This window comes from Streptomyces sp. NPDC054883 (genome assembly GCF_053610645.1).
This window is the reverse complement of the sequence record NZ_JBSGYT010000003.1, coordinates 53,949-74,575: the sequence shown is the minus strand read 5'-3', so window position 1 is coordinate 74,575 and position 20,627 is coordinate 53,949. Positions and strand designations below refer to the sequence as shown.

Sequence of the window (20,627 nt, the reverse complement as noted above, 5' to 3'; positions counted from 1 at the left end):
CCGAAAGGAGGCCGCCACGCGTGGACTTGGGATGGTTCTGCCGGGTGACCCGGAGAGCTGATATCCGGGTCAGCGGACTGTCCGCGCATCGGATAATGGGTCAACGGACAGTCGGTGCACGGACCATCGGGCTGCGTCGGGCCGCACGCGCGGAGTACCCTTCCGTGATCACTGGAGACGGGCGTCCAGACGCAGAAGGCGGTGCACGGGTGAGCTCGGGAGGTCTGGAGCTGCCCCCTGGTGACAGCGGGCACGAGGGTGGCCCGGCGGACGCCCCTGGGAGCGCGCAGGCCGGGGTACCGGCCGGGGCGGTGACGCTGGCCCCGCCGGAGCCCGGCAGCGCCCGCGCCGGGGCCGAGCTGGACTGGGGCGCGGACGCCTGGAGCGAGGTCCGCACCCGGGCGCAGCGGGCGGGACGCGCGTACATCTGGCTGAACCTCATCGAACAGCGGCTGCGGGCCGTCGTCGGCGCGGTGCTGCGCCCCATCTACGAGCCGGTGCACGGACAGGACGACTGGGTGGTGGCGGCGGCCGGGCCCGCGGGGCAGGAGTGGGTGCAGCGTGCCGTGGCCGTTCACGAGGTCAGCAGGCGCAAGGGCTATCTGCTGGACCCGGCCGACGACAACGTCCTGTGCTTCCTGACGCTGCCGCAGCTGCGGGAGCTGATGGTCCAGCACTGGCCGTGCTTCGAGCCGTACTTCGACGACCGGCGGGAGATCGAGCTGGCCCTGGACGAGCTGGAGGTCACCCGCAACGTGGTCTCCCGCAACCGGGCGCTCTCGCGGGCGGTCCTGGAACAGGCGGAGCGGGCCTCGGCGCGGCTGCTGGAGGTGCTGGGCGGCGGCGCGGGCAGCCCGGGGGCGGACCGGCTGCCGATCGACGCCGTCGAGGACCTGGTGGGGGACCGGTACGCCGACGTCATCTCCGTGCACCCCGACAGGGTGCGGCTCCAGCGCCAGCTCCCGGCGGAGGACCTGTTCGGGGGCGCCCGGCGGCTGGACGCCATCGGCATAGGCCTCAACCTGCTGGTGCAGAACTTCTCCGGCCGAAGACTCGTCCGGCTCACGGAGGCGGGCTGCCGGGTGCGGCTGCTGTTCCTGAACCCGGCGAGCAGCGCCGTCAAGCGGCGCGAGCGGGAGCTGGGGCTGCGCAAGGGGGAGCTGAGCCGCTCCGTGGAGATGAACATCCTGCACGTACGGCGGGTGCGGGCCGGCCTGCGCGACGCGTCGCGGTTCGAGATCCACGTGTTCGACGAGACGCCGCGCTTCACGGCGTACCTGGTGGAGGGGGAGTCCTCGGGCATCGCGGTGGTCCAGTCGTACCTGCGGCGGGCGCGGGGCATGGAGGCCCCGGTGCTGGTGCTGCGCGGGGGCGGCCGGGGCGTCCCCAAGGACGCCGACCACGGACTTTTCACCACGTACCGGGAGGAATTCGAGTCGGTGTGGGAGGATTCCCGGCCGGTGTCCTGACTGTCAGTGCCCCGTGGCAGGCTGAAAGTCGTTGACCGGATGTACGTACGGGGGAGGGACGCCATGATGGCGTGGCACGGGGGAACGCCGGCGGGGGGCGTGTGATGGGCTGGATCAGCGGACCGTTGCTGGCCTTCGACCTGGAGACCACCGGCACCGACGTCGAGACCGACCGCATCGTCACGGCGGCGGTCGTGCGGCTGGATCCCGACGGGGCCGTCTCGCAGGAGCGGACCTGGCTGCTCGATCCCGGAGTCGCGATACCGGAGCAGGCGTCGGCGATCCACGGCATCTCGACGGAGCGGGCCCGGCGGCACGGGATGCCGGCCGCGGCCGCGATCGAGGAGATAGTGCGGGCGCTCGCCGGGGGGCTGCGTGCGGGGACGCCCCTGGTGGTGATGAACGCCCGCTACGACCTGTCGCTGCTCGACCGTGAATGCCGGAGGAACGCGGTCGAGTCGGTCAGCGAGCGGCTGGGCGACGTGCCTTCGCCCGTCATCGATCCGCTGGTGATCGACAAGCACGTCGACAAGTACCGGAAGGGCAAGCGCGCCCTGCACGCGCTCTGTGCCCACTACGGGGTGCCGCTCGACGACGCGCACGACGCGCGGGCGGACGCGGTGGCCGCCGCCCGGGTGGTGCGACGCATGGCCGAGCGGCACCGGCCCGTGGGGCTGATGCCGTTGGCCGACCTGCACGAGCTACAGGTGCGCGCGGCGGCCGAGCAGTCGGTCTCCCTCCAGGCGTACCTGCGGCGCACCGCGGACCCGGCGGCGGTGGTCGAACCGTCCTGGCCGCTCATTCCCCGCCGGCGCTGACCCCCGTCCGGCGGTGGGTCTCGGCGCGCGACTCTCAGAAGGGGTGCCAGCGGGTCTCGGGGTCGCCCTCGCGGAGGGAGGCCACGCGGCGGCGGAACTCCGCGAGGGCCGCCGGGTTCGCCGGGGCGTGCTGGGCGACCCAGGCGCAACTGGCCGTCTCGCGCGCGCCGCGCAGCACCGCGCAGCCGGGCCACTCGCGCACGTCCCAGCCGTACGCCGTCACGAACGCCTCGTACGACTCGGCGGCCAGCCCGTACCGGTCGCGGGAGAGGGCCATCACCACCAGGTCGTGCTCGCGCAGATCGGCCGATACGGTCTCCAGGTCCACCAGCACCGGCCCGTCCGGGCCGACGTGCACGTTGCGGGGCAGCGCGTCGCCGTGGATCGGCCCCGGCGGCAGGTGAGGGGGCAGCGCCGCCACCTGCCCGGCGTAGCCGTCGCGCCGGGCCCGTAGGTACGCCGCGTCCGCCGGGTCGATGGCGTCACCGGCCAGCCGCAGCCAGCGTTCGACCCCGCCCAGCAGGTCCCGCGCAGGCATCGCGAACGGCGGTGCGGACAGGGCGTGGATCCGCCGCAGGAGGAGCGCCAGGTCCTGTGGGGCCGCCGGGCGGACCGCCGCCGGGAGGCGGTGCCACACCGTCACCGGGTGCCCGTCCACCAGCCGGGCCCGCGGCTCGGCCGCCCGGACCGCCGGCACCCCGCCGGCGGCGAGCCAGTCCGCGACCGCGACCTCCCGTTCGGCCCGCTCCAGCAGTGCCGCCTCCCGGCCCACCTTCACCACCAGGCCGCCGACCGCGAACACGGCGTTCTCGCCGAAGGCCAGCAGCTCGGCCGCGCCGGTGACACCCGCCGCCGTCAGTACGTCCCTGGCCCGCGCCTCGTCCATGCCGCTGTCGCCCCTGCCTGTCCGGATCGTCCTCGACCACCACGTCACGGCCAGTCTGCCATCCGCCCGCGCAACCGGTCTGACCCACCGTCACGCCGCGCGAACCGGGGCGGCAGGAGCGGCTCACACGTAGGAGTGAATCAGTTTGCACGAGACGTATCGTCTCGTTATGGTCGCACTCGTGACCACAGCCAAGCCCGCACACATCGCCATGTTCTCCATCGCAGCCCACGGGCATGTGAACCCGAGCATCGAAGTGATCCGGGAACTCGTCGCCCGCGGTCACCGCGTGAGCTACGCCATTCCAGCCTCCTTCGCCGACAAGGTCGCCGAAACCGGCGCCACCCCGGTCATCTGGCACTCCACCCTGCCCACCGACGACGAACCCGAGGCGTGGGGCAGCGAGCTCATCGACCACCTCGAACCCTTCCTCGACGACGCCGTACAGGCCCTGCCCCAGCTGGCCGCCGCCTTCGAAGACGACGAACCGGACCTCGTCATCCACGACATCACCGCCTACCCGGCGGTCGTCCTCGCCCGCCGCTGGGGCGTCCCCGACATCTCCCTCTCCCCGAACCTGGTCGCCTGGACCGGCTACGAAGAGGAGGTCGCCGAGCCGATGAAGGAGCAACTGCGGGCCACCGAACGAGGCCGCGCCTACTACGCGCGCTTCAGGGCCTGGCTCGACGAGAACGGCATCGCGGACGACCCGGACCGCGTGGTGGGCTGGCCCCGGCGCAGCATCGTGCTGATCCCCAAGGCCCTCCAGCCCCACGCCGACCGCGTCGACGAGTCCGTGTACACCTTCGTCGGCACCTGCCAGGCCGACCGCCGCGCCACCCAGGGAACCTGGCAGCGCCCGGCCGCCGCGGAGGGCAAGAAGGTGGTCCTGGTCTCCATGGGCTCCACCTTCACCAAGCTGCCCGCCTTCTACCGCGCCTGCATGGACGCCTTCGCGGAACTCCCCGACTGGCACGTGGTCCTCCAGATCGGCAAGTTCACCGACGAGGCCGAACTCGGTGAGATCCCCGCCAACGTCGAGGTGCACCGCTGGGTCCCCCAGCTGGACATCCTGCGCCAGGCCGATGCGTTCATCACCCACGCGGGCGCCGGCGGCAGTCAGGAGGGCATGGCGACGGGCACCCCGATGGTCGCCGTCCCGCAGGCCGTCGACCAGTTCGGCAACGCCGACATGCTCCAGGAACTGGGCATCGCCCGGCACGTCCCGATGGCGGAGGCCGACGCCCGCACGCTGCGGGACGCCGTACTCGCCCTGGTCACCGACCCCGAAGTGGCCGCCCGGGCCGAGGCGGTCCGGGCCCGGACCGCCGCCGAGGGCGGCGCACGCCAGGCCGCCGACCTCATCGAGTCCGAGCTGCGCTGACCGCCCCCGCCCCGAGCGCCCGTACCACCGGCACTGTCAGTGGGGCGTCCTATCGTTCGGGGCATGAGCCCTCAGCCCCCAGCACGCACGACCTACGCCGCCCTCCTGCGCGGGATCAACGTCGGCGGGCACAAGAAGGTGCCGATGGCCGAGCTGCGCGCCGTCATGGAGCAGCTCGGCCACGCCGACGTCCGGACGTACCTGCAGAGCGGCAACGCCGTGTTCAGCAGTACCGCGCAGGACCCCGACACGCTCGCCCGGCAGCTGGAGAGCGCCATCGAGGCGCACTTCGGCTTCCGCGTCCCCTGCCTGGTCGTGGACGGCCCCCACCTGCGCGCCGTGGCCGAAGCCTGTCCGTTCCCGGCCGCCGGGCTCGAAGGCAAGCAGCTCCACGTCACGTTCCTGTCCGCCCAACCCTCCCCGGAGCGTTACGCGGCCATCGACGCACAGGCCTTCCTCCCCGAGGAGTTCCGCCTCGGCGACCGCGCGGTCTACCTCTACGCCCCGGGCGGCCTCGGCACCTCCAAGCTGGGCGAGGTGCTCCACAGACCGGCCCTCCTCAAGGGCCTCGACGCGACGACCCGCAACTGGAACACCGTCGTCAAGCTGGTCGAACTGACCCGGGACTAGCAGGTGTCCGATGCCCCGGCCGCGTAGCCGGCCCGCGGATGTGCCAGGCTCGGGACATGCGGTACATCATCATCGGCGCCGGGGCGATCGGCGCGACCATCGGGGGCCGGCTCACCGAAGCGGGCCTGGACGCCGTCCTCGTCGCCCGCGGCGCGCACGCCCAGGCCCTGGCGGCGGACGGGCTGCGGCTCACCACGGCCCAGGGAGAGCGGGTCCACCGGCTGCCCGTCGTCACCGGCCCGGCGGAACTCGGCGAACTGCGGCCCGATGACGTGCTGCTGCTCGCCGTGAAGACCCAGGACGCGGTCACGGCGCTCGACGCGTGGGGCGACGCGGAGGTCGCGGGCGGCGGCACGGCGGCGCAGCGCCTGCCGGTGCTGTGCCTGCAGAACGGCGTGGAGAGCGAACGGCTGGCCCTGCGGCGCTTCGCGCGCGTGTACGGGGTGTGCGTCTGGCTGCCCGCCACCTTCCTGGAACCCGGCGTGGTCTCGGCGCTGTGCGCACCGCTGACCGGCATCCTGCACCTGGGCCGGGCGGCCGGGGGAACGGACGCCCGGGCCCGGGCGATCGCCGCCGACCTGGAGAAGGCGGGCTTCGGGGCGCCGGTCGTCGAGGACGTGATGCGGTGGAAGTACGCCAAGCTGCTGGGCAACCTCGGCAACGCGATCCAGGCGACGACGGGCCCCGAACCCGCTCCGGCGAAGGCGGCGCTGCTGCTCCGGGCGATCCGCGAGGCCAAGGCCGCGTACGAGGCCGCCGGGATCGGCTACGTCTCGGAGGCGGAGCAGTCGGCGGCCCGGGACGGGAAGGTGGACCAGCCGGCGGGGGTGCGGGGCGGGTCGTCGTGGCAGAGCCTGGCCCGGGGGACGGGTTCGGTGGAGGCGGACTACCTCAACGGGGAGATCTGCCTGTTGGGGCGGTTGCACGGGGTCGCTACGCCGGTGAACGACACCCTGCGCCATGCGGCGAACATCTTCGCGCGCGAAGGGCTGCCGCCGGGGGCGATGTCGGCCGAGGACCTGACGGCCCTGGCCGACGAGGCGGCGGCCCGGGGCTAGTCGCTGCCCGTGCCCGCAATCGCCGGGCGGGCTGGTTGTGCCGGGCGGGCCGGGGTGGGTCAGGCCGTCAGGGGGAGGGAGGCCAGGGGGGAGGCGGCCGCGTCGTAGCGGTGGAGGAGGAGGCGGACCAGTTCCGGTGCCGCGCCGAGGACGGGCGCCACCAGGTCGGCGCCCGCCGCTTCCGCGCCCGCCGCGATGCGGTCCGGAAGCCGGCCGGGGGCGATGACGTACGGGGCCACCGCGATCCGGCGGGCCCCCTCGGCGCGCAGGGCCCGTACGGCGTCCTCCGTACGGGGCAGCGAGGCGGAGGCGAACGCAGGCCGCACGGCGCACCAACCGGTGTGCCGCCACTCCCGCGCGATTTCAGCGATCACTGCGATCGCCTCCGGGTCCGATGAACCGGCGGACGCGAGCACCACTGCGGTGCCGGCGCGGTCCGCCGGGGTGAGGCCGGCCTCGCGGAGCCGGCGCTCCAGGGCCGCCGTCAGCAGCGGCGACGGCCCGAGGACGTCAGCGACCCGGACCGAGAGGCCATGGAGGCCGGCCGAGGCCTCCGCCAGCACCGCGGGGATGTCCGTCTTCGCGTGGAACGCCCGGGTGAGCAGCAGCGGGAGCGCCACGACCTCCCGCACCCCCGACCGGTGGAGACGGGCGAGGACCTGCGCCGCCGTCGGGCCGTCGAAGTCCAGGAACGCGGTCTCCACGCGCAGCCCCGGCCGCCGCGCCCGGGCCCGCCGGGTGAGCGCGCGCACGGTCGCGGCGTGCCGCGGATCACGGCTGCCGTGGGCTATGACGAGGAGCACGGGGGCGCGGAACACGGGACTCAGCCCTTGACCAGCAGGCCGCGGCTGCGCAGCACCCACCGCTCGACCGGGCTGAAGATCAGCAGGTCGATGGCGATGCCGACGATGAGGATCAGGAAGATGGCGAGGAACACGCCCGGCATGTCGATGTTGTTCCGGCCGTTCTCCAGCAGCTGGCCGAGGCCGAGCCCGAGGTCGGGGGAGGAGGCGATGATCTCGGCCGCCATCAGCGAGCGCCAGGAGAAGGCCCAGCCCTGCTTGAGACCGGCGAGGTAGCCCGGCAGGGCGGCGGGCAGCACCACGTGCCAGGTGCCCTTGAGCCCGGTGGCGCCCATCGTGCGGCCGGCCCGCAGGAACAGCGGCGGGACCTGGTCGACGCCCGACACCAGGCCGTTGGCGATGGACGGGACCGCGCCGAGCAGGATGACGGCGTACATCATCGAGTCGTTCAGACCGAGCCAGATCACCGCCGGCGGCACCCAGGCCACCGAGGGCAGGGACTGCAGGCCGGACAGGATCGGGCCGATGGCGGCGCGGACGAACCTCACCCGCGAGACCAGCAGACCGAGCGGGGTGCCGATGGCCAGGGCCAGCAGGAAGCCGAGCAGACCGCGCGAGACGCTGGTCCAGACGACCTCCAGCAGGGTGCCCTTGAGCCACATGTCGGTCAGGCCGTCCCACACCGCGGACGGCGGGGGCAGCTTGGTCGCGTCGGCGACCTGCGCCGAGACGAGGACCTGCCAGACCACGAGGACCAGGCCCACGGCCACGAGCGGCGGCAGGACCTTCTTGACGAGGACCTCACGCACCGGGGTGCGGTGGGTCTGGACCGCGTCGAGCGCGTCCAGGCCGGCCTCCAGGCCCGCCAGGTCGTCGCTCTTGGCCTTGGGGGCGGTGTCAGTGCTGGCCATGGCGGCGGATCTCCCCACGCAGGTGTTCAGTGATCTCCAGGGACAGTTCCGCGACGTCCGCGTCCTCGATGCGGCGCGGCTGCGGGATGTCCACGGTCCATTCCTTGGCGATCCGGCCGGGCCGCGAGGACAGCAGGACCACGCGCTGGGCGAGGCGCACGGCCTCGCGGACGTTGTGCGTGACGAACAGGACGGAGAGACCGGTCTCTTCCCAGATCCGGGTCAGCTCGCCGTGCAGCACGTCCCTGGTGATGGCGTCCAGCGCCGCGAACGGCTCGTCCATCAGCAGGAGCCGGCTGTCCTGGGCCAGGGCGCGGGCCAGGGCCACGCGCTGGCGCATGCCGCCCGACAGCTCGTGGACCCGCTTGCCGTACGCGCCGCCGAGCCGGACCAGCTCCAGCAGCCGCTCCGCCTCCGGCTTGCGATCGGCCTTGGCCACCCCGCGCAGCCGCAGGGCCAGTTCGATGTTCTTGCCCGCGGTGAGCCAGGGGAACAGGGCGTGCTCCTGGAACATCAGCGCGGGGCGGCCGGCGGTCTCGATGCTGCCCGCGCTGGGCTTGTCGAGACCGGCGACCAGGTTGAGCAGGGTGGACTTGCCACACCCCGAGGCCCCCAAGAGGGTGACGAACTCGCCGGGAGCGACATCGAGGCTGATGTCGTCCAGGACGAGCTGCGATCCGGCCGGGCCGGGGAAGGACTTCGAGACGTGCTCGATGCGCGCGGCGTGCGTCCGCTCCGCTACCGCGCCCTCGGCAGCCTTGGCGAGCGTGGTGGCCATGGTCGTCACCTCCTGGGGGTTCGGGTTACGGACTTACTTGACGCCGAGACCGGCGTCGGAGACCTCGGGCTTGCCGGCGGCCTTGAGCACCTTGTTCAGGAGCGTCAGGTCGTAGATGCCGGTCAGGTCGGGCTGCTCGATGAGCTTGGCCTTGACCGCCCAGTCGGACTCCGTCTTGAGGGTGCTCGCCAGCGGGTCGTCGGTGACGAGGATGCTCGGCCACGCCGGGTCGATGACCTTCGCGTCGAGCGGCTTGCCGCCGTCCGCCGCCAGCTTGGCGTTGGCGGAGGCCTTGGCCTTCTCCGGGTTGGCGTTGATCCACTCGTTGGTCTTCACCGTGCCCTTGAGCACGGCCTCGACCACGTCCGCGTGCTCCTTGAGGAACTTCTGCGACACGATGACGTTCGTGATCACGAACTTCTTGTCGGGCCACAGGGAGGTCTCGTCGAGGAGGACGGAACCGCCGTCGGAGACCAGCTTGGAGGCCGTGGGCTCCGGCACCCAGGCGCCGTCGATCGAACCCTGCTTGAAGGCGTCGGGCGTCACCTTGTTGTCGGTGCGGACGACGGAGACGTCGCCCTTGCCGGACTCGGGGTCGACCGACCAGCCCTTCTGCGCGATCCAGTTGAGGAACGCAACGTCCTGCGTGTTCCCCTTCTGCGGGGTGGCGATCTTCTTGCCCTTGAGGTCGTCCAGGGTCTTGATCTTGTCCGGGTTCACGACCAGCTTGACGCCGCCCGAGGCGGAGCCGGAGATGATCCGCAGGTTGGAGCCCTTGGACTTCACGTAGCCGTTGATCGAGGGCGAGGGGCCGATGAAGCCGATGTCGAGAGAGCCGCCGTTGAGGGCCTCGATCTCGGACGGACCGGCGTTGAAGGTCTGCGGCTTGACCGTCGTGCCGCCGAGCTCCTTGGCGATCAGGCCCTCCTGGAGGCCGACCAGGGCGGTGGCGTGCGTCAGGTTCGGGAAGTACCCGATGCGGACCTCGGAGGCGGAGAGCTTCTTGGCGTCGGCGGCGGGGACGGCGGTGGTCTTCGCGTCGTCCTTCTTGGCCTCGGAGCCGTAGCCGCAGGAGGCGAGCCCACCGATCAGGAGCGGAAGGGCGGCGGCGGCGACGACGCCGCGGCGAAGGGTCTTACGGGTGGTGGTACCGGTGGCAGGCACGGGCGGGCTTCCTCTCGGAGCGCCGTGGGGTCACGGCGCGGGTCTTCGTCTGTGGAGCGAGGGCGGGTACGGCTGGTGGGGGGTGTGGGCGCGCAGGCAGTGCGCGTACGTCATCGCGCACATCGCGCCACCCCTCCCTGGCCGCTGCCGAGACGGCCGCTGCCGACGCGGCCGCCCTCCTTGGCGAAGCTGGAGTAGATGTCGGTGAGCATGGGTTAGAAGTCCCACCCTTCGTCGTCCGCCCGCACGGCCTCGTCGGCCTGCGCGGCGAAGGCCTGGCCGGCCATGCCGGCCGCCAGGGTGGTCCCGTCCGCCGGGTCGATCAGCAGGAAGGAACCGGTGCGGCGCGAGTCGGCGTACGCGTCGAGCGCGAGCGGCTCCGCGGTACGGACGACGACGCGGCCGATGTCGTTGGCGACCAGCTGCCCGGGGTCCGGATGCTGGGACAGGTCGTCCAGGGTCAGCCGCGAGGGGATCTCCTTGACGATCGCCTTGACGGTCCGCGTGGTGTGCTTCAGCAGCACCCGGGCGCCGACCGACAGGGGCTGGTCCGCGACGTGGCACACCGTCGCCTCGACGTCCCGCGTGGTGGCCGGGGCGCTCGCGGACGGGGCGATCAGGTCGCCGCGCGAGATGTCGATGTCGTCCCGCAGCCGCAGCGTCACCGACTGCGGCGCCCACGCGATGTCGACGCTCTCGCCGAGCGCGTCTATGCCCTCGATGACCGAGGTGCGGCCCGACGGCAGGACGGTGACGGCCTCGCCGACGCGCAGCACGCCGGAGGCGATCTGGCCCGCGTAGCCGCGGTAGTCGGGGTGCTCGGCGGTCTGCGGCCGGATCACGTACTGGACCGGGAAGCGGGCCGGGCAGGCGGTGAGGTCGTGGCTGACCGGGACCGTCTCCAGGTGCTCCAGCACCGTCGGGCCGCCGTACCAGTCCATGTGCGCCGAGGGCTCCACGACGTTGTCCCCGGCCAGGGCCGAGATCGGGATCGCGGTGATCTCGGGGACGCCCAGGTCCGAGGCGTAAGCGGTGAACTCCTCGGCGATCTTCGCGAAGACCGCCTCCGCGTAGCCGACGAGGTCCATCTTGTTGACGGCGAGCACCACGTGCGGCACGCGCAGCAGGGCCGCGACGGCCGCGTGCCGGCGGGTCTGCTCGATGACGCCGTTGCGGGCGTCGACGAGGACCACGGCCAGGTCGGCGGTGGACGCCCCGGTGACCATGTTGCGGGTGTACTGCACGTGCCCGGGGGTGTCGGCCAGGATGAACCGGCGCCGGGCGGTGGCGAAGTAGCGGTACGCCACGTCGATGGTGATGCCCTGCTCACGCTCGGCGCGCAGGCCGTCGGTGAGCAGCGCGAGGTCGGGTGTGTCCTGCCCGCGCCGGGCGGAGACCGCCTCGACGGCCTCCAGCTGGTCCGTCAGGACCGACTTGGAGTCGTGCAGGAGCCGCCCGACCAGCGTGGACTTGCCGTCGTCGACGGAACCGGCGGTCGCGAAGCGCAGCAGCGTGGTCGCCGATACGTCGGCGAACTGCTCGGTGGTGGAGGTCATGTCTAGAAGTACCCTTCGCGCTTGCGGTCTTCCATCGCGGCCTCGGACATCTTGTCGTCGGCGCGGGTCGCGCCCCGCTCGGTGAGGCGGGAGGCGGCGATCTCGGCGATCACGGCGTCCAGCGTGGTGGCGTCGGAGTCGACGGCGCCGGTGCAGGACATGTCACCGACGGTGCGGTAGCGGATGAGTCGCTTCTCGGGCGTCTCGTCCTCCTTCGGGCCGCCCCATTCGCCGGCCGTCAGCCACATGCCGTTGCGCTTGAACACCTCGCGCTCGTGGGCGAAGTAGATCCGCGGCAGCTCGATCCCCTCGCGGGCGATGTACTGCCACACGTCCAGCTCGGTCCAGTTCGACAGCGGGAAGACGCGCACGTGCTCGCCCGGCGCGTGCCGGCCGTTGTAGAGCTGCCACAGCTCGGGGCGCTGGCGGCGCGGGTCCCACTGGGAGAACTCGTCGCGCAGGGAGAAGACGCGCTCCTTGGCGCGGGCCTTCTCCTCGTCGCGGCGGCCGCCGCCGAAGACCGCGTCGAACTTGCGGTGCTGGATCGCCTCGGTCAGCGGGACCGTCTGGAGCGGGTTGCGGGTGCCGTCCGGGCGCTCGCGCAGCTTGCCCGCGTCGATGTACTCCTGGACGGAGGCCACGTGCAGGCGCAGGCCGTGCTCCGCGACCGTGCGGTCGCGGTACTCCAGCACCTCGGGGAAGTTGTGGCCGGTGTCGACGTGCAGCAGGGTGAAGGGCACCGGCGCGGGCGCGAACGCCTTGAGCGCCAGGTGCAGCATGACGATGGAGTCCTTGCCGCCGGAGAACAGGATCACCGGCTTCTCGAACTCGCCCGCCACCTCGCGGAAGATGTGCACGGCCTCCGATTCGAGGGCGTCGAGGTGGGACAGCGCGTAGGGAGCGTCGGTCCCGTCGTGCAGGTGGGCGACGGTCGTCATGCCAGACCCCTCTCGGTGAGCAGCGCGTACAGGGCCGAGGCCGACTCCTGCACCGACTGCGTGTGCGACTCGATCCGCAGGTCCGGGGAGACCGGAGCCTCGTACGGGTCGTCGACCCCGGTCAGACCGGAGATCTCGCCCGCCGCCTGCTTGGCGTACAGGCCCTTCACATCGCGCTCGGAGCAGACCTCGACCGGGGTGGCCACGTGGACCTCCAGGTAGGCGGTGCCCTCGGCCGCGTGCCGCTTGGCGACGGCCTCGCGGCTGTCGGCGAACGGCGCGATCACCGGCACCAGCGCCTTGACGCCGTTGCTCGCGAGGAGTTCGGCGACGAAGCCGATCCGCTGCACGTTGGTGTGCCGGTCCTCCCGGTTGAAGCCCAGTCCGGCGGAGAGGAACTCGCGGATCTCGTCGCCGTCGAGGACCTCCACGCGGTGGCCCTCGGCGCGGAGCCGCTCGGCCAGCGCGTACGCGATGGTGGTCTTGCCCGCGCTCGGCAGCCCGGTCAGCCACACGGTGGCGCCCTGGTCGCTCACGCTCATCGTTCTCGTCTCCGTCGGTTCGTTCACTGCTTCGAGATCCGTCATCAGCCGTGCAGTCCGCACTCGGTCTTCGCCCGCCCGGCCCAGCGGCCGGCCCGCGCGTCCTCGCCCTCCGCCACCCGGCGGGTGCACGGGGCGCAGCCGACGGAGGCGTAGCCGTCCATCAGCAGCGGGTTGGTGAGCACACCGTGCTCCGCGACGTAGGCGTCCACGTCGTCCTGCGTCCAGCGCGCGATCGGCGAGACCTTGACCTTCTGCCGCTTCTCGTCCCAGCCGACCACCGGGGTGTTCGCCCGGGTCGGGGACTCGTCGCGGCGCAGACCCGTCGCCCACGCCTCGTACCCGGCCAGGCCCTCTTCCAGCGGCTTGACCTTGCGCAGCGCGCAGCACAGGTCCGGGTCCCGGTCGTGCAGCTTGGGACCGTACTGGGCGTCCTGCTCGGCGACGCTCTGGCGCGGGGTGAGGGTGATGACGTTGACGTCCATCACCGCCTCGACCGCGTCACGCGTGCCGATGGTCTCCTCGAAGTGGTAGCCGGTGTCGAGGAAGACCACGTCCACGCCCGGGAAGGCGCGGGAGGCCAGGTGGGCGACGACCGCGTCCTCCATCGAGGAGGTGACGGCGAACTTCTTGCCGAAGGTCTCGGCGGCCCAGGTGAGGATCTCCAGCGCGGAGGCGTCCTCCAGGTCCCGGCCCGCCTGCCCGGCCAGCGACTTGAGGTCCCTGGTCTGCTGAGTCGTCGTCATTTCTCTTCCCCTCCAGGCTGGTCGGACCGAACGCCCCGGGCCAGCAGCCCGAGGTACTTCAGCTGGAAGGCTCGGTTGCAGGCCCTGCATTCCCAGGCGCCGTGACCCGTCTCGTGGGGGAACAGGTCCTCGTCGCCGCAGTACGGGCAGTAGAACGGTGCGGCGCGCTCGCTCACGACAGGCTCTCGTCGCTCGCGCGGCCGACCCAGGCGGCGAAGCGCTCGCCGTCCTCGCGCTCCTGCTGGAAGCGCGTGACGACCCGCTCCACGTAGTCCGGCAGGCCGGCCGAGGTGACCTTGAGGCCGCGGACCTTGCGGCCGAAGCCGGCCTCCAGGCCGAGCGCGCCGCCGAGGTGCACCTGGTAGCCCTCGACCTGGTTGCCGTCCTCGTCCAGGACCAGCTGCCCCTTGAGACCGATGTCCGCCACCTGGATACGGGCGCACGCGTTCGGGCAGCCGTTGATGTTGATGGTGATCGGCTCGGCGAAGTCCGGCAGGCGGCGCTCCAGTTCGTCGATCAGCGAGGCGCCGCGCGCCTTCGTCTCCACGATGGCCAGCTTGCAGAACTCGATGCCGGTGCAGGCCATCGTGCCGCGGCGGAACGGGGACGGTTTGACCCGCAGGTCCAGCGCCTCCAGGGCCTCGACCACGGAGTCGACCCGGTCCGGCTCGATGTCCAGCACGATCATCTTCTGCTCGGCGGTGGTGCGCAGCCGGCCGGAGCCGTGCTGCTCGGCGACGTCCGCGATCTTCGTCAGGGTGGCGCCGTCGACCCGGCCGACCCGGGGCGCGAAGCCGACGTAGAACCGGCCGTCCTGCTGCCGGTGCACGCCGACGTGGTCGCGCCACTGGCCGGTGGGCTGCTCGGGCGCCGGGCCGTCGGTGAGCTTGCGCTTCAGGTACTCGTCCTCCAGCACCTGGCGGAACTTGGCCGCGCCCCAGTCGGCGACGAGGAACTTCAGCCGGGCGCGGGTGCGCAGCCGGCGGTAGCCGTAGTCGCGGAAGATCGAGATGACGCCCTCGTAGACGTCCGGGACCTCGTCCAGCGAGACCCAGGTGCCCAGGCGCACGCCCAGCTTGGGGTTGGTCGAGAGGCCGCCGCCGACCCACACGTCGAAACCGGGGCCGTGCTCGGGGTGGTTCACGCCCACGAAGGCGATGTCGTTGATCTCGTGCGCCACGTCGAGCAGCGGCGAGCCGGAGATGGCGGACTTGAACTTGCGGGGCAGGTTCGAGAAGGCCGGGTTGCCCACGATGCGGCGGTAGATCTCGTCGATGGCGGGCGTGCCGTCGATGATCTCGTCCTGGGCGATGCCGGCGACGGGCGAGCCGAGGATGACGCGGGGCGTGTCACCGCAGGCCTCGGTGGTCGAGAGGCCGACGGCCTCCAGCCGGCGCCAGATCTCCGGGACGTCCTCGATCCGGATCCAGTGGTACTGCACGTTCTGCCGGTCCGTGAGGTCGGCGGTGCCGCGGGCGAACTCCTCGGAGATCTCGCCTATGACGCGCAGCTGCTCGGTGGTCAGCCGGCCGCCGTCGATGCGCACGCGCAGCATGAAGTACTTGTCGTCCAGCTCCTCCGGCTCCAGGATGGCGGTCTTGCCGCCGTCGATCCCGGGCTTGCGCTGGGTGTACAGGCCCCACCAGCGCATGCGGCCGCGCAGGTCGTTGGGGTCGATCGAGTCGAAGCCGGTCTTGGAGTAGATCGTCTCGATGCGTGTCCGCACATTGAGACCGTCGTCGTCCTTTTTGAACTGCTCGTTGCCGTTGAGGGGGGTGTGGTGTCCGACGGCCCACTGACCCTCACCGCGGTGACGGCCGGTCTTGCGGCGCGCGGCGGCTGCGGGCGCGGCGGCTGCGGGCGTTTCGGGGGTGGCGGCCATGGCGGTACGTCCTTCTTCGGCGGCTCAAGGCGTGGTCAGGGGGAGCGGCGGCGTGACCCCTGCACGCTGAGCAGGTGTGGCTGATGGCCGCGCCGGGTCCGGTTGTGCCGGTGGGCAGGGCGGATTTCAGCCGTCAGGGGGCTTGCGGAGGCCGTGCGGCCTCGGGGTCGACGCGTCCGCGGCAGCGGGGACGGCGGCGATGTGCGGCGGGTGCTGGTTCCGTCAGCGCGCCGGACAGATGGCGCTGGACATGCGGCCGAGGTCGACGTGCCGCCGACTCACCAAGGCAATTCCAGCTCCATTCATGGCGGAAGCGTGGCATGGCCCGATTGGAGGAGTCCACTACTGTCCAGGATTCGGACGATGTCGTCTCGGATCGTGGAACAACGTGACGTGTGTCACGATTGACCGGCCACGGAGCCCCGGCGCCCGTTTCCGGTCACCGCGACGCCGAAGCCGCCGGCCGGGGCGTTTCGGGCGCGCCGGACCGGTAGGGCGCCGAAGTCTCGACACCGGCCGCCGCGGGCCCGTCCTGCTGGAGTCTCTCAAGCTCCGGGCCCCCGGGGGACGGGGCGGGCACGGAGGGGGGCAGGACGGCGCCCGGCGGCTGCGCGGCGCTGAAATCGCTGGAGATCACCCCGGCCGTCATGACCAGCGGGGGCTGCGGGCGCGGCACGTGGACCACGGCCTTCCACGTTCCGTTGCGCCGGTCGACCTCGGCGAGGGCGGCCGGCCAGCTCGAACGCTCATCGGGCCGTCGCACCAGCGCGAAGACCGTCGAACCGGCGTCGAGCCCGGTGACCGTTCCCTCGAAGTCGACGAGGACGGCCGGCGCGGGCGCGGCGGGATCGTCGTGCTCCCGGGTCAGATGGATGCCCACCACGGGCCCTGCCACCGGAGGAGGGGTGGTCGCGGAAGCGGTGGCCGGAGAAGGGGTGGGTGCGGGGTGCGGCTCCCCTGGTGTCCGGGCGATGAGCGCCACGACGACGGCGGCCACGGCGGTGATCAGGGTGCCGAGCAGGCCCTGCCAGCTGTACAGGCGGGCGAGCAGCCCGCGTCGGCGGCCGGGGGCGGAGGCACGCCGTTGCGAATCCCCGGAGGGCTCGCCGTCCTCGTCGGCCGGCTCTGGTGGACGTGCGGCACTCATGACCCTCGCCTACGTTCGACGGAGGTCCAGCATGCGCCCGCGCGGCCCCCGCCGCTCCGGCGCCACGCCGACCCGCGCGGGTGCCCCCCGGCCAGGGGCTACGCCCCCGGCCAGGGGCCCGGGGTCGGGGCCGGCTGCTTCTCCTCCGTCTCCGTCTTGAAGAGCTTGAAGCCCCGGCGCAGGTAGTTGTCCATCGCCGTCGGGCCGTCCTGGCTACAGGTGTGCAGCCACACGCGGCGGGTGGGCGCCAGGTCCGGCCATCGCTCCGCGAGGTCCCACGCGCGGGCCGTGCCGACCGCCAGCAGGTGGCCCCCGATCCGGCGGCCGCGGAAGTCCGGGAGGAGGCCGAAGTAGACGATCTCCACCACACCGTCGGGCTGCGGGTCGAGTTCCACGTAGCCCGCGGGCGTACCGCGGTCGTACGCCACCCACGTCTCCACCCCGGGCCGCGCCAGCTGCTCCACCCACTGGGCGCGGGTCAGCGACAGCCGGTCCGTCCAGTGGATGTCCCCGCCCACCGAGGCGTAGAGGAACCGGCTGAACTCGGGCGAGGGGACCTCCGCCCGGGCGATCGTGATCTCCGGTCCGGGTACGGCCGCCGGTACGAGGCCGTCCGGCGAGGTCATTTCCAGGGACCAGGTGGTCAGGGTGAACGTACTCATGCAGGTCAGGGAATCACATGACTTCCCGGGGCCCCCAGGCACCCGCACGGCCCAGCCGGGCCCGGACCACCGCCGGGGCGGTGGAGTGGGGGAGCAGCTGCGCCGGGACCGCCGGCCGGACCAGCTCCACCTCCACGTCCTGCGCGAACCGGTACGGCCGGTGCGTCAGCACCCCGGCGAGGTTCCGGCGCACCCGGGACATCTCCGCGCGGACCGTCACCGTCCGGCTCGGGTCCCCGAACAGCTCGGCCGCCAGTTCCGCCGCCGAGCGCCCGCGCGGGCTCTCCGCCAGCAGGAACAGCAGCTCGGCGTGGCGCGGGCTGAGCTCCAGCGACCAGCTGCCCGCCGCTCCGTACACGGTCGCCGACCACGACCCGGTCCGGCTCAGGTCCAGGACCACCCGGCTCGCGGCCCCCGCGCCCGTGCGCGACTCCTCCATCCGCAGCAGCCAGCCGCCCGGCAGCGGCTCCACCGCGCAGTGCCCCAGCTGCGGCACCCACGCCCGCCCCGGCCCGAACCCCTTCGGCAGCGGGATCCGGTCCGCCGGGGCCAGCCCCGTCGTGGCGGCCGTCCAGCCCAGCGGGTCCACGGCCAGCGCCCGCCCCGGCAGCCGCGCCAGCAGCGGGGCCGCGACCGTCCGCAGCCGTTCCAGGGACTCCAGGTGCCGGATCCGCAGCTCCCGCTCGGCGAGCCGGGCCACCGAGGTCACCCAGGCCAGCGTCGCCGGGTGCATGGTGGCCAACGGGCCGCTGACGTCGACCACCCCCAGCAGCCGGCCGTCCCGGGGGTCGCGCACGGGGGCCCCGGCGCAGGTCCAGTCGTGGTGGCTGGAGACGAAGTGCTCGGCCGAGAACACCTGGACCGGCCTGCGGGCCACCAGGGAGGTGCCGACCCCGTTGGTGCCGACCACCGCCTCCGCCCAGTCGGCACCCACCGCGAAGCCCAGCCGGTCGGCCCGGCGCAGGATCGAGGAATGCCCCTCCCGCCACAGCAGCCGGCCGTCCGCGTCCGCGACGACCATGATGTGCAGGGCCTCGTCCAGCGCGGGCAGCAGGCCCTCGCGCAGCACCGGGAGGATCTCCCGCAGCGGCGAGACCTGCCGCCGCTCCTCGGTCTCCGCGGCCGACAGCAGCCGCGAGCGCGCGTCGCGGTCCGGATGCACCCCGCCGGCCAGCATCCGCCGCCAGGACTCCGCGATCTCCGGCCGCGGTGCGGCCGGGAGCCGGTCGCCGGCCAGCGCCGCCGCCCGTACTCCCTTGAGCAGACGCGCCGCCTCGCGCGCGTCCATGGCGGAGATGCGCGCCACATCGACCGTGCTGCCTGCGGTGTCGGCCACCGGAACCTCCCCGTGAACAGTCAAGGCGCTGACTGTGTGACTCGTTCGACCGGTTCGACTGGTGAAGGGTTGCAACGGTATGCAACCCTCGCCAATCCACGGTCGCCCGACCGAAACTATCGGCACGCCGCCGAGCGGCGTGACAGCTCCTTCCTCGGGGCTTCTCGAACCGGGGGCGGCGCCGAGTCGGCGCGGCGCCGCCCCCGGTCTCGGGTCAGCGGGCACGGATCCCGGGCGCGGAACGGTTTGGGGACCGCTCCTAGCCGGCGATCCGGGCCCGTTCCACCACCCCTCGCAGGTCCAGGCTGTGCGGCAGCGTCCCGAAGGCCGACCCCCAGTCACCGCCGAGGCGCGAGGCGCAGAACGCGTCCGCGACCTCCGCCGGGGCCCACCTCACCAGCAGCGACCCCTGGAGCACCAGGGCCATGCGCTCCACCACCCGCCGGGCCCGGGCCTCGATCCCCTCCAGGTCGGCGAGGTCCGTCAGCAGGTCCTTCACGGCCGAATCCAGCCGGTGATCGGCGCCCCGGGCCAGCCCGACCTCCTGGAGGAACGCGTTCAGCGCCTGCGGCTCCCGCTGCAGCGCGCGCAGCACGTCCAGGGCCTGGACGTTGCCGGACCCCTCCCAGATCGAGTTCAGCGGGGATTCGCGCAGCAGCCGCGGCATCCCCGACTCCTCGACGTAACCGTTGCCGCCCAGACACTCCAGGGCCTCCGCCACCATTGGCGTACACCGCTTGGTCACCCAGTACTTGGCCGCGGGCACCGCGAGGCGCAGGAAGGCCCGCTCCTGCTCCGTACCGGCGTCGTACGCGGCCGCCAGGCGCAGCGTCAGCACGGTCGCGGCCTCCGACTCCAGGGCGAGGTCGGCCAGGACGTTGCGCATGAGCGGCTGCTCGATGAGCCGCGCTCCGAAAGCGGAGCGGTGCTCCGCGTGGTGGACGGCCTGCGTCAACGCCTGGCGCATCAGCGACGCCGAACCGATCACGCAGTCCAGCCGGGTCGCCGCGACCATCTCGATGATGGTCCGCACCCCCCGCCCCTCCTCGCCGACCCGGCGCCCCCACGTCCCGTCGAACTCCACCTCGCTCGACGCGTTCGACTTGTTCCCCAGCTTGTCCTTGAGCCGCTGGATCGCGAAGACGTTGCGGGTCCCGTCCGGCAGCACCCGCGGCACCAGGAAGCAGGTCAGCCCCCCGGGAGCCTGCGCCAGTACCAGGAAACCGTCCGACATCGGCGCGGAGCAGAACCACTTGTGCCCGGTCAGCAGGTACTCGCCGGACGCGTCCAGCGGCTTGGCCACCGTCGTGTTCGCCCGGACGTCGCTGCCGCCCTGCTTCTCCGTCATGCCCATCCCGAACAGCACGCCCGCCTTCTGCCCCGGCGGCCGCAACCCCTCCTCGTACACGTGCGAGGTCAGCCGCGGCTCCCACTCGGCGGCCAGCTCGGGGTCCGTACGCAGCGCCGGGACCGCCGCGTGCGTCATCGAGACCGGGCAGCCGTGCCCCGACTCGGCCTGCGACCACAGGAAGAAACCCGCCGCCCGGCGCAGGTGCCCGGCCGGGCGCCCCCACGCGTCGGTCAGCCCGGACGTCACGGCGTGCCCCAGCAGCCGGTGCCACGCCGGGTGGAACACGACCTCGTCGATCCGGTTCCCGTACCGGTCGTGCGTCCGCAGCTCGGGCGGGTTCCCGTTCGCCTGCTCCCCCCAGAGCTGGGCCTGCTCGGAGCCCGTCGCGAGTCCCAGGGAGGTGAGCTCCTCCCGTACCTCACCGAGCAGTGCGGGGGGCGCGTCGGCCAGGTGCCGCTCGACGCCCTCGCAGAGGGCCCGGTCACCGGAGTAGGCGTCGTAGCCCACAAGGGGCGGCGCCTGATTGGTCACTGTGTGGGTGGTGGCTGCCATGCGGATACCGTAAG

General features: G+C 72.7%; 21 protein-coding genes. 5 read left to right on the top strand and 16 right to left on the bottom strand.

Features of this window, described 5'->3' with window-relative positions:
• The first annotated feature begins 209 nt into the window (after positions 1-209).
• Both ACWGH1_RS03995 and ACWGH1_RS03990 read left to right on the top strand, forming a co-directional pair.
• On the top strand, positions 210-1,469 hold the full coding sequence (locus tag ACWGH1_RS03995; RefSeq protein WP_453352580.1) for an SAV2148 family HEPN domain-containing protein: 1,260 nt from the start codon (positions 210-212) through the stop codon (positions 1,467-1,469).
• 104 nt (positions 1,470-1,573) lie between these two features.
• A complete protein-coding gene (locus ACWGH1_RS03990; RefSeq protein WP_453352581.1) occupies positions 1,574-2,287 on the top strand; it encodes an exonuclease domain-containing protein in 714 nt (237 codons plus the stop codon).
• A gap of 34 nt (positions 2,288-2,321) precedes the next feature.
• Here the strand turns inward: ACWGH1_RS03990 and ACWGH1_RS03985 are convergent, their stop codons facing one another.
• Complete coding sequence (locus tag ACWGH1_RS03985) at positions 2,322-3,173, bottom strand: phosphotransferase enzyme family protein (protein ID WP_453408400.1); 852 nt, start codon at positions 3,171-3,173, stop codon at positions 2,322-2,324.
• A 169-nt stretch (positions 3,174-3,342) separates the two neighbouring features.
• Here ACWGH1_RS03985 and mgt point away from each other — a divergent pair, with 169 nt between their 5' ends.
• The 3 genes from mgt to ACWGH1_RS03970 all read left to right on the top strand — a co-directional run bounded on the left by mgt (position 3,343) and on the right by ACWGH1_RS03970 (position 6,245).
• A complete protein-coding gene (gene mgt / locus ACWGH1_RS03980) occupies positions 3,343-4,557 on the top strand; it encodes a macrolide-inactivating glycosyltransferase (RefSeq protein ID WP_453356820.1) in 1,215 nt (404 codons plus the stop codon).
• Positions 4,558-4,620: 63 nt separating this feature from the next.
• The gene (locus ACWGH1_RS03975) at positions 4,621-5,187 is read left to right on the top strand and encodes a DUF1697 domain-containing protein (protein WP_453356821.1); all 567 of its coding nucleotides are present in this window, start codon (positions 4,621-4,623) and stop codon (positions 5,185-5,187) included.
• 56 nt (positions 5,188-5,243) lie between these two features.
• Complete coding sequence (locus tag ACWGH1_RS03970) at positions 5,244-6,245, top strand: ketopantoate reductase family protein (RefSeq protein ID WP_453356822.1); 1,002 nt, start codon at positions 5,244-5,246, stop codon at positions 6,243-6,245.
• Between the two features lie 59 nt (positions 6,246-6,304).
• Here ACWGH1_RS03970 and ACWGH1_RS03965 read toward each other — a convergent pair whose 3' ends face one another.
• The 15 genes from ACWGH1_RS03965 to ACWGH1_RS03895 form a co-directional block, all read right to left on the bottom strand.
• Complete coding sequence (locus ACWGH1_RS03965; protein WP_453408399.1) at positions 6,305-7,063, bottom strand: sirohydrochlorin chelatase; 759 nt, start codon at positions 7,061-7,063, stop codon at positions 6,305-6,307.
• Between the two features lie 5 nt (positions 7,064-7,068).
• On the bottom strand, positions 7,069-7,959 hold the full coding sequence (locus tag ACWGH1_RS03960) for an ABC transporter permease (RefSeq protein WP_453353484.1): 891 nt from the start codon (positions 7,957-7,959) through the stop codon (positions 7,069-7,071).
• A complete protein-coding gene (locus tag ACWGH1_RS03955; RefSeq protein ID WP_453353483.1) occupies positions 7,946-8,737 on the bottom strand; it encodes an ABC transporter ATP-binding protein in 792 nt (263 codons plus the stop codon). The genes ACWGH1_RS03960 and ACWGH1_RS03955 overlap by 14 nt, the downstream gene beginning before the upstream one ends.
• Positions 8,738-8,770: 33 nt before the next feature.
• The gene (locus tag ACWGH1_RS03950) at positions 8,771-9,901 is read right to left on the bottom strand and encodes an aliphatic sulfonate ABC transporter substrate-binding protein (protein ID WP_453353482.1); all 1,131 of its coding nucleotides are present in this window, start codon (positions 9,899-9,901) and stop codon (positions 8,771-8,773) included.
• 215 nt (positions 9,902-10,116) lie between these two features.
• A complete protein-coding gene (locus tag ACWGH1_RS03945) occupies positions 10,117-11,457 on the bottom strand; it encodes a sulfate adenylyltransferase subunit 1 (protein WP_453353481.1) in 1,341 nt (446 codons plus the stop codon).
• Between the two features lie 2 nt (positions 11,458-11,459).
• Complete coding sequence (cysD, locus tag ACWGH1_RS03940) at positions 11,460-12,395, bottom strand: sulfate adenylyltransferase subunit CysD (RefSeq protein ID WP_453353480.1); 936 nt, start codon at positions 12,393-12,395, stop codon at positions 11,460-11,462.
• Positions 12,392-12,937: an adenylyl-sulfate kinase gene (cysC, locus tag ACWGH1_RS03935; RefSeq protein ID WP_453353479.1), complete on the bottom strand. Its 546-nt coding sequence runs from the start codon at positions 12,935-12,937 to the stop codon at positions 12,392-12,394. The genes cysD and cysC overlap by 4 nt, the downstream gene beginning before the upstream one ends.
• Positions 12,938-12,981: 44 nt before the next feature.
• Positions 12,982-13,683 (bottom strand): phosphoadenylyl-sulfate reductase, encoded by a 702-nt coding sequence (locus ACWGH1_RS03930; protein WP_453353478.1) that lies wholly within the window; start codon positions 13,681-13,683, stop codon positions 12,982-12,984.
• The gene (locus ACWGH1_RS03925; protein ID WP_453353477.1) at positions 13,680-13,859 is read right to left on the bottom strand and encodes a hypothetical protein; all 180 of its coding nucleotides are present in this window, start codon (positions 13,857-13,859) and stop codon (positions 13,680-13,682) included. The genes ACWGH1_RS03930 and ACWGH1_RS03925 overlap by 4 nt, the downstream gene beginning before the upstream one ends.
• Positions 13,856-15,565: a nitrite/sulfite reductase gene (locus ACWGH1_RS03920; protein ID WP_453353476.1), complete on the bottom strand. Its 1,710-nt coding sequence runs from the start codon at positions 15,563-15,565 to the stop codon at positions 13,856-13,858. Before ACWGH1_RS03920 ends, ACWGH1_RS03925 begins: the two co-directional genes overlap by 4 nt.
• A 222-nt stretch (positions 15,566-15,787) precedes the next feature.
• Positions 15,788-15,871 (bottom strand): putative leader peptide, encoded by an 84-nt coding sequence (locus tag ACWGH1_RS03915; protein ID WP_312847410.1) that lies wholly within the window; start codon positions 15,869-15,871, stop codon positions 15,788-15,790.
• A gap of 133 nt (positions 15,872-16,004) precedes the next feature.
• Positions 16,005-16,712 (bottom strand): hypothetical protein, encoded by a 708-nt coding sequence (locus tag ACWGH1_RS03910; protein ID WP_453353475.1) that lies wholly within the window; start codon positions 16,710-16,712, stop codon positions 16,005-16,007.
• A gap of 98 nt (positions 16,713-16,810) precedes the next feature.
• On the bottom strand, positions 16,811-17,374 hold the full coding sequence (locus ACWGH1_RS03905) for a GNAT family N-acetyltransferase (protein ID WP_453353474.1): 564 nt from the start codon (positions 17,372-17,374) through the stop codon (positions 16,811-16,813).
• A 13-nt stretch (positions 17,375-17,387) separates the two neighbouring features.
• On the bottom strand, positions 17,388-18,662 hold the full coding sequence (locus ACWGH1_RS03900; RefSeq protein WP_453408420.1) for a GAF domain-containing protein: 1,275 nt from the start codon (positions 18,660-18,662) through the stop codon (positions 17,388-17,390).
• A gap of 307 nt (positions 18,663-18,969) precedes the next feature.
• Positions 18,970-20,613 carry an acyl-CoA dehydrogenase family protein gene (locus ACWGH1_RS03895; RefSeq protein ID WP_453356325.1) on the bottom strand — a complete coding sequence of 548 codons (1,644 nt, stop codon included), beginning with the start codon at positions 20,611-20,613 and terminating at the stop codon, positions 18,970-18,972.
• Positions 20,614-20,627: the final 14 nt, after the last annotated feature.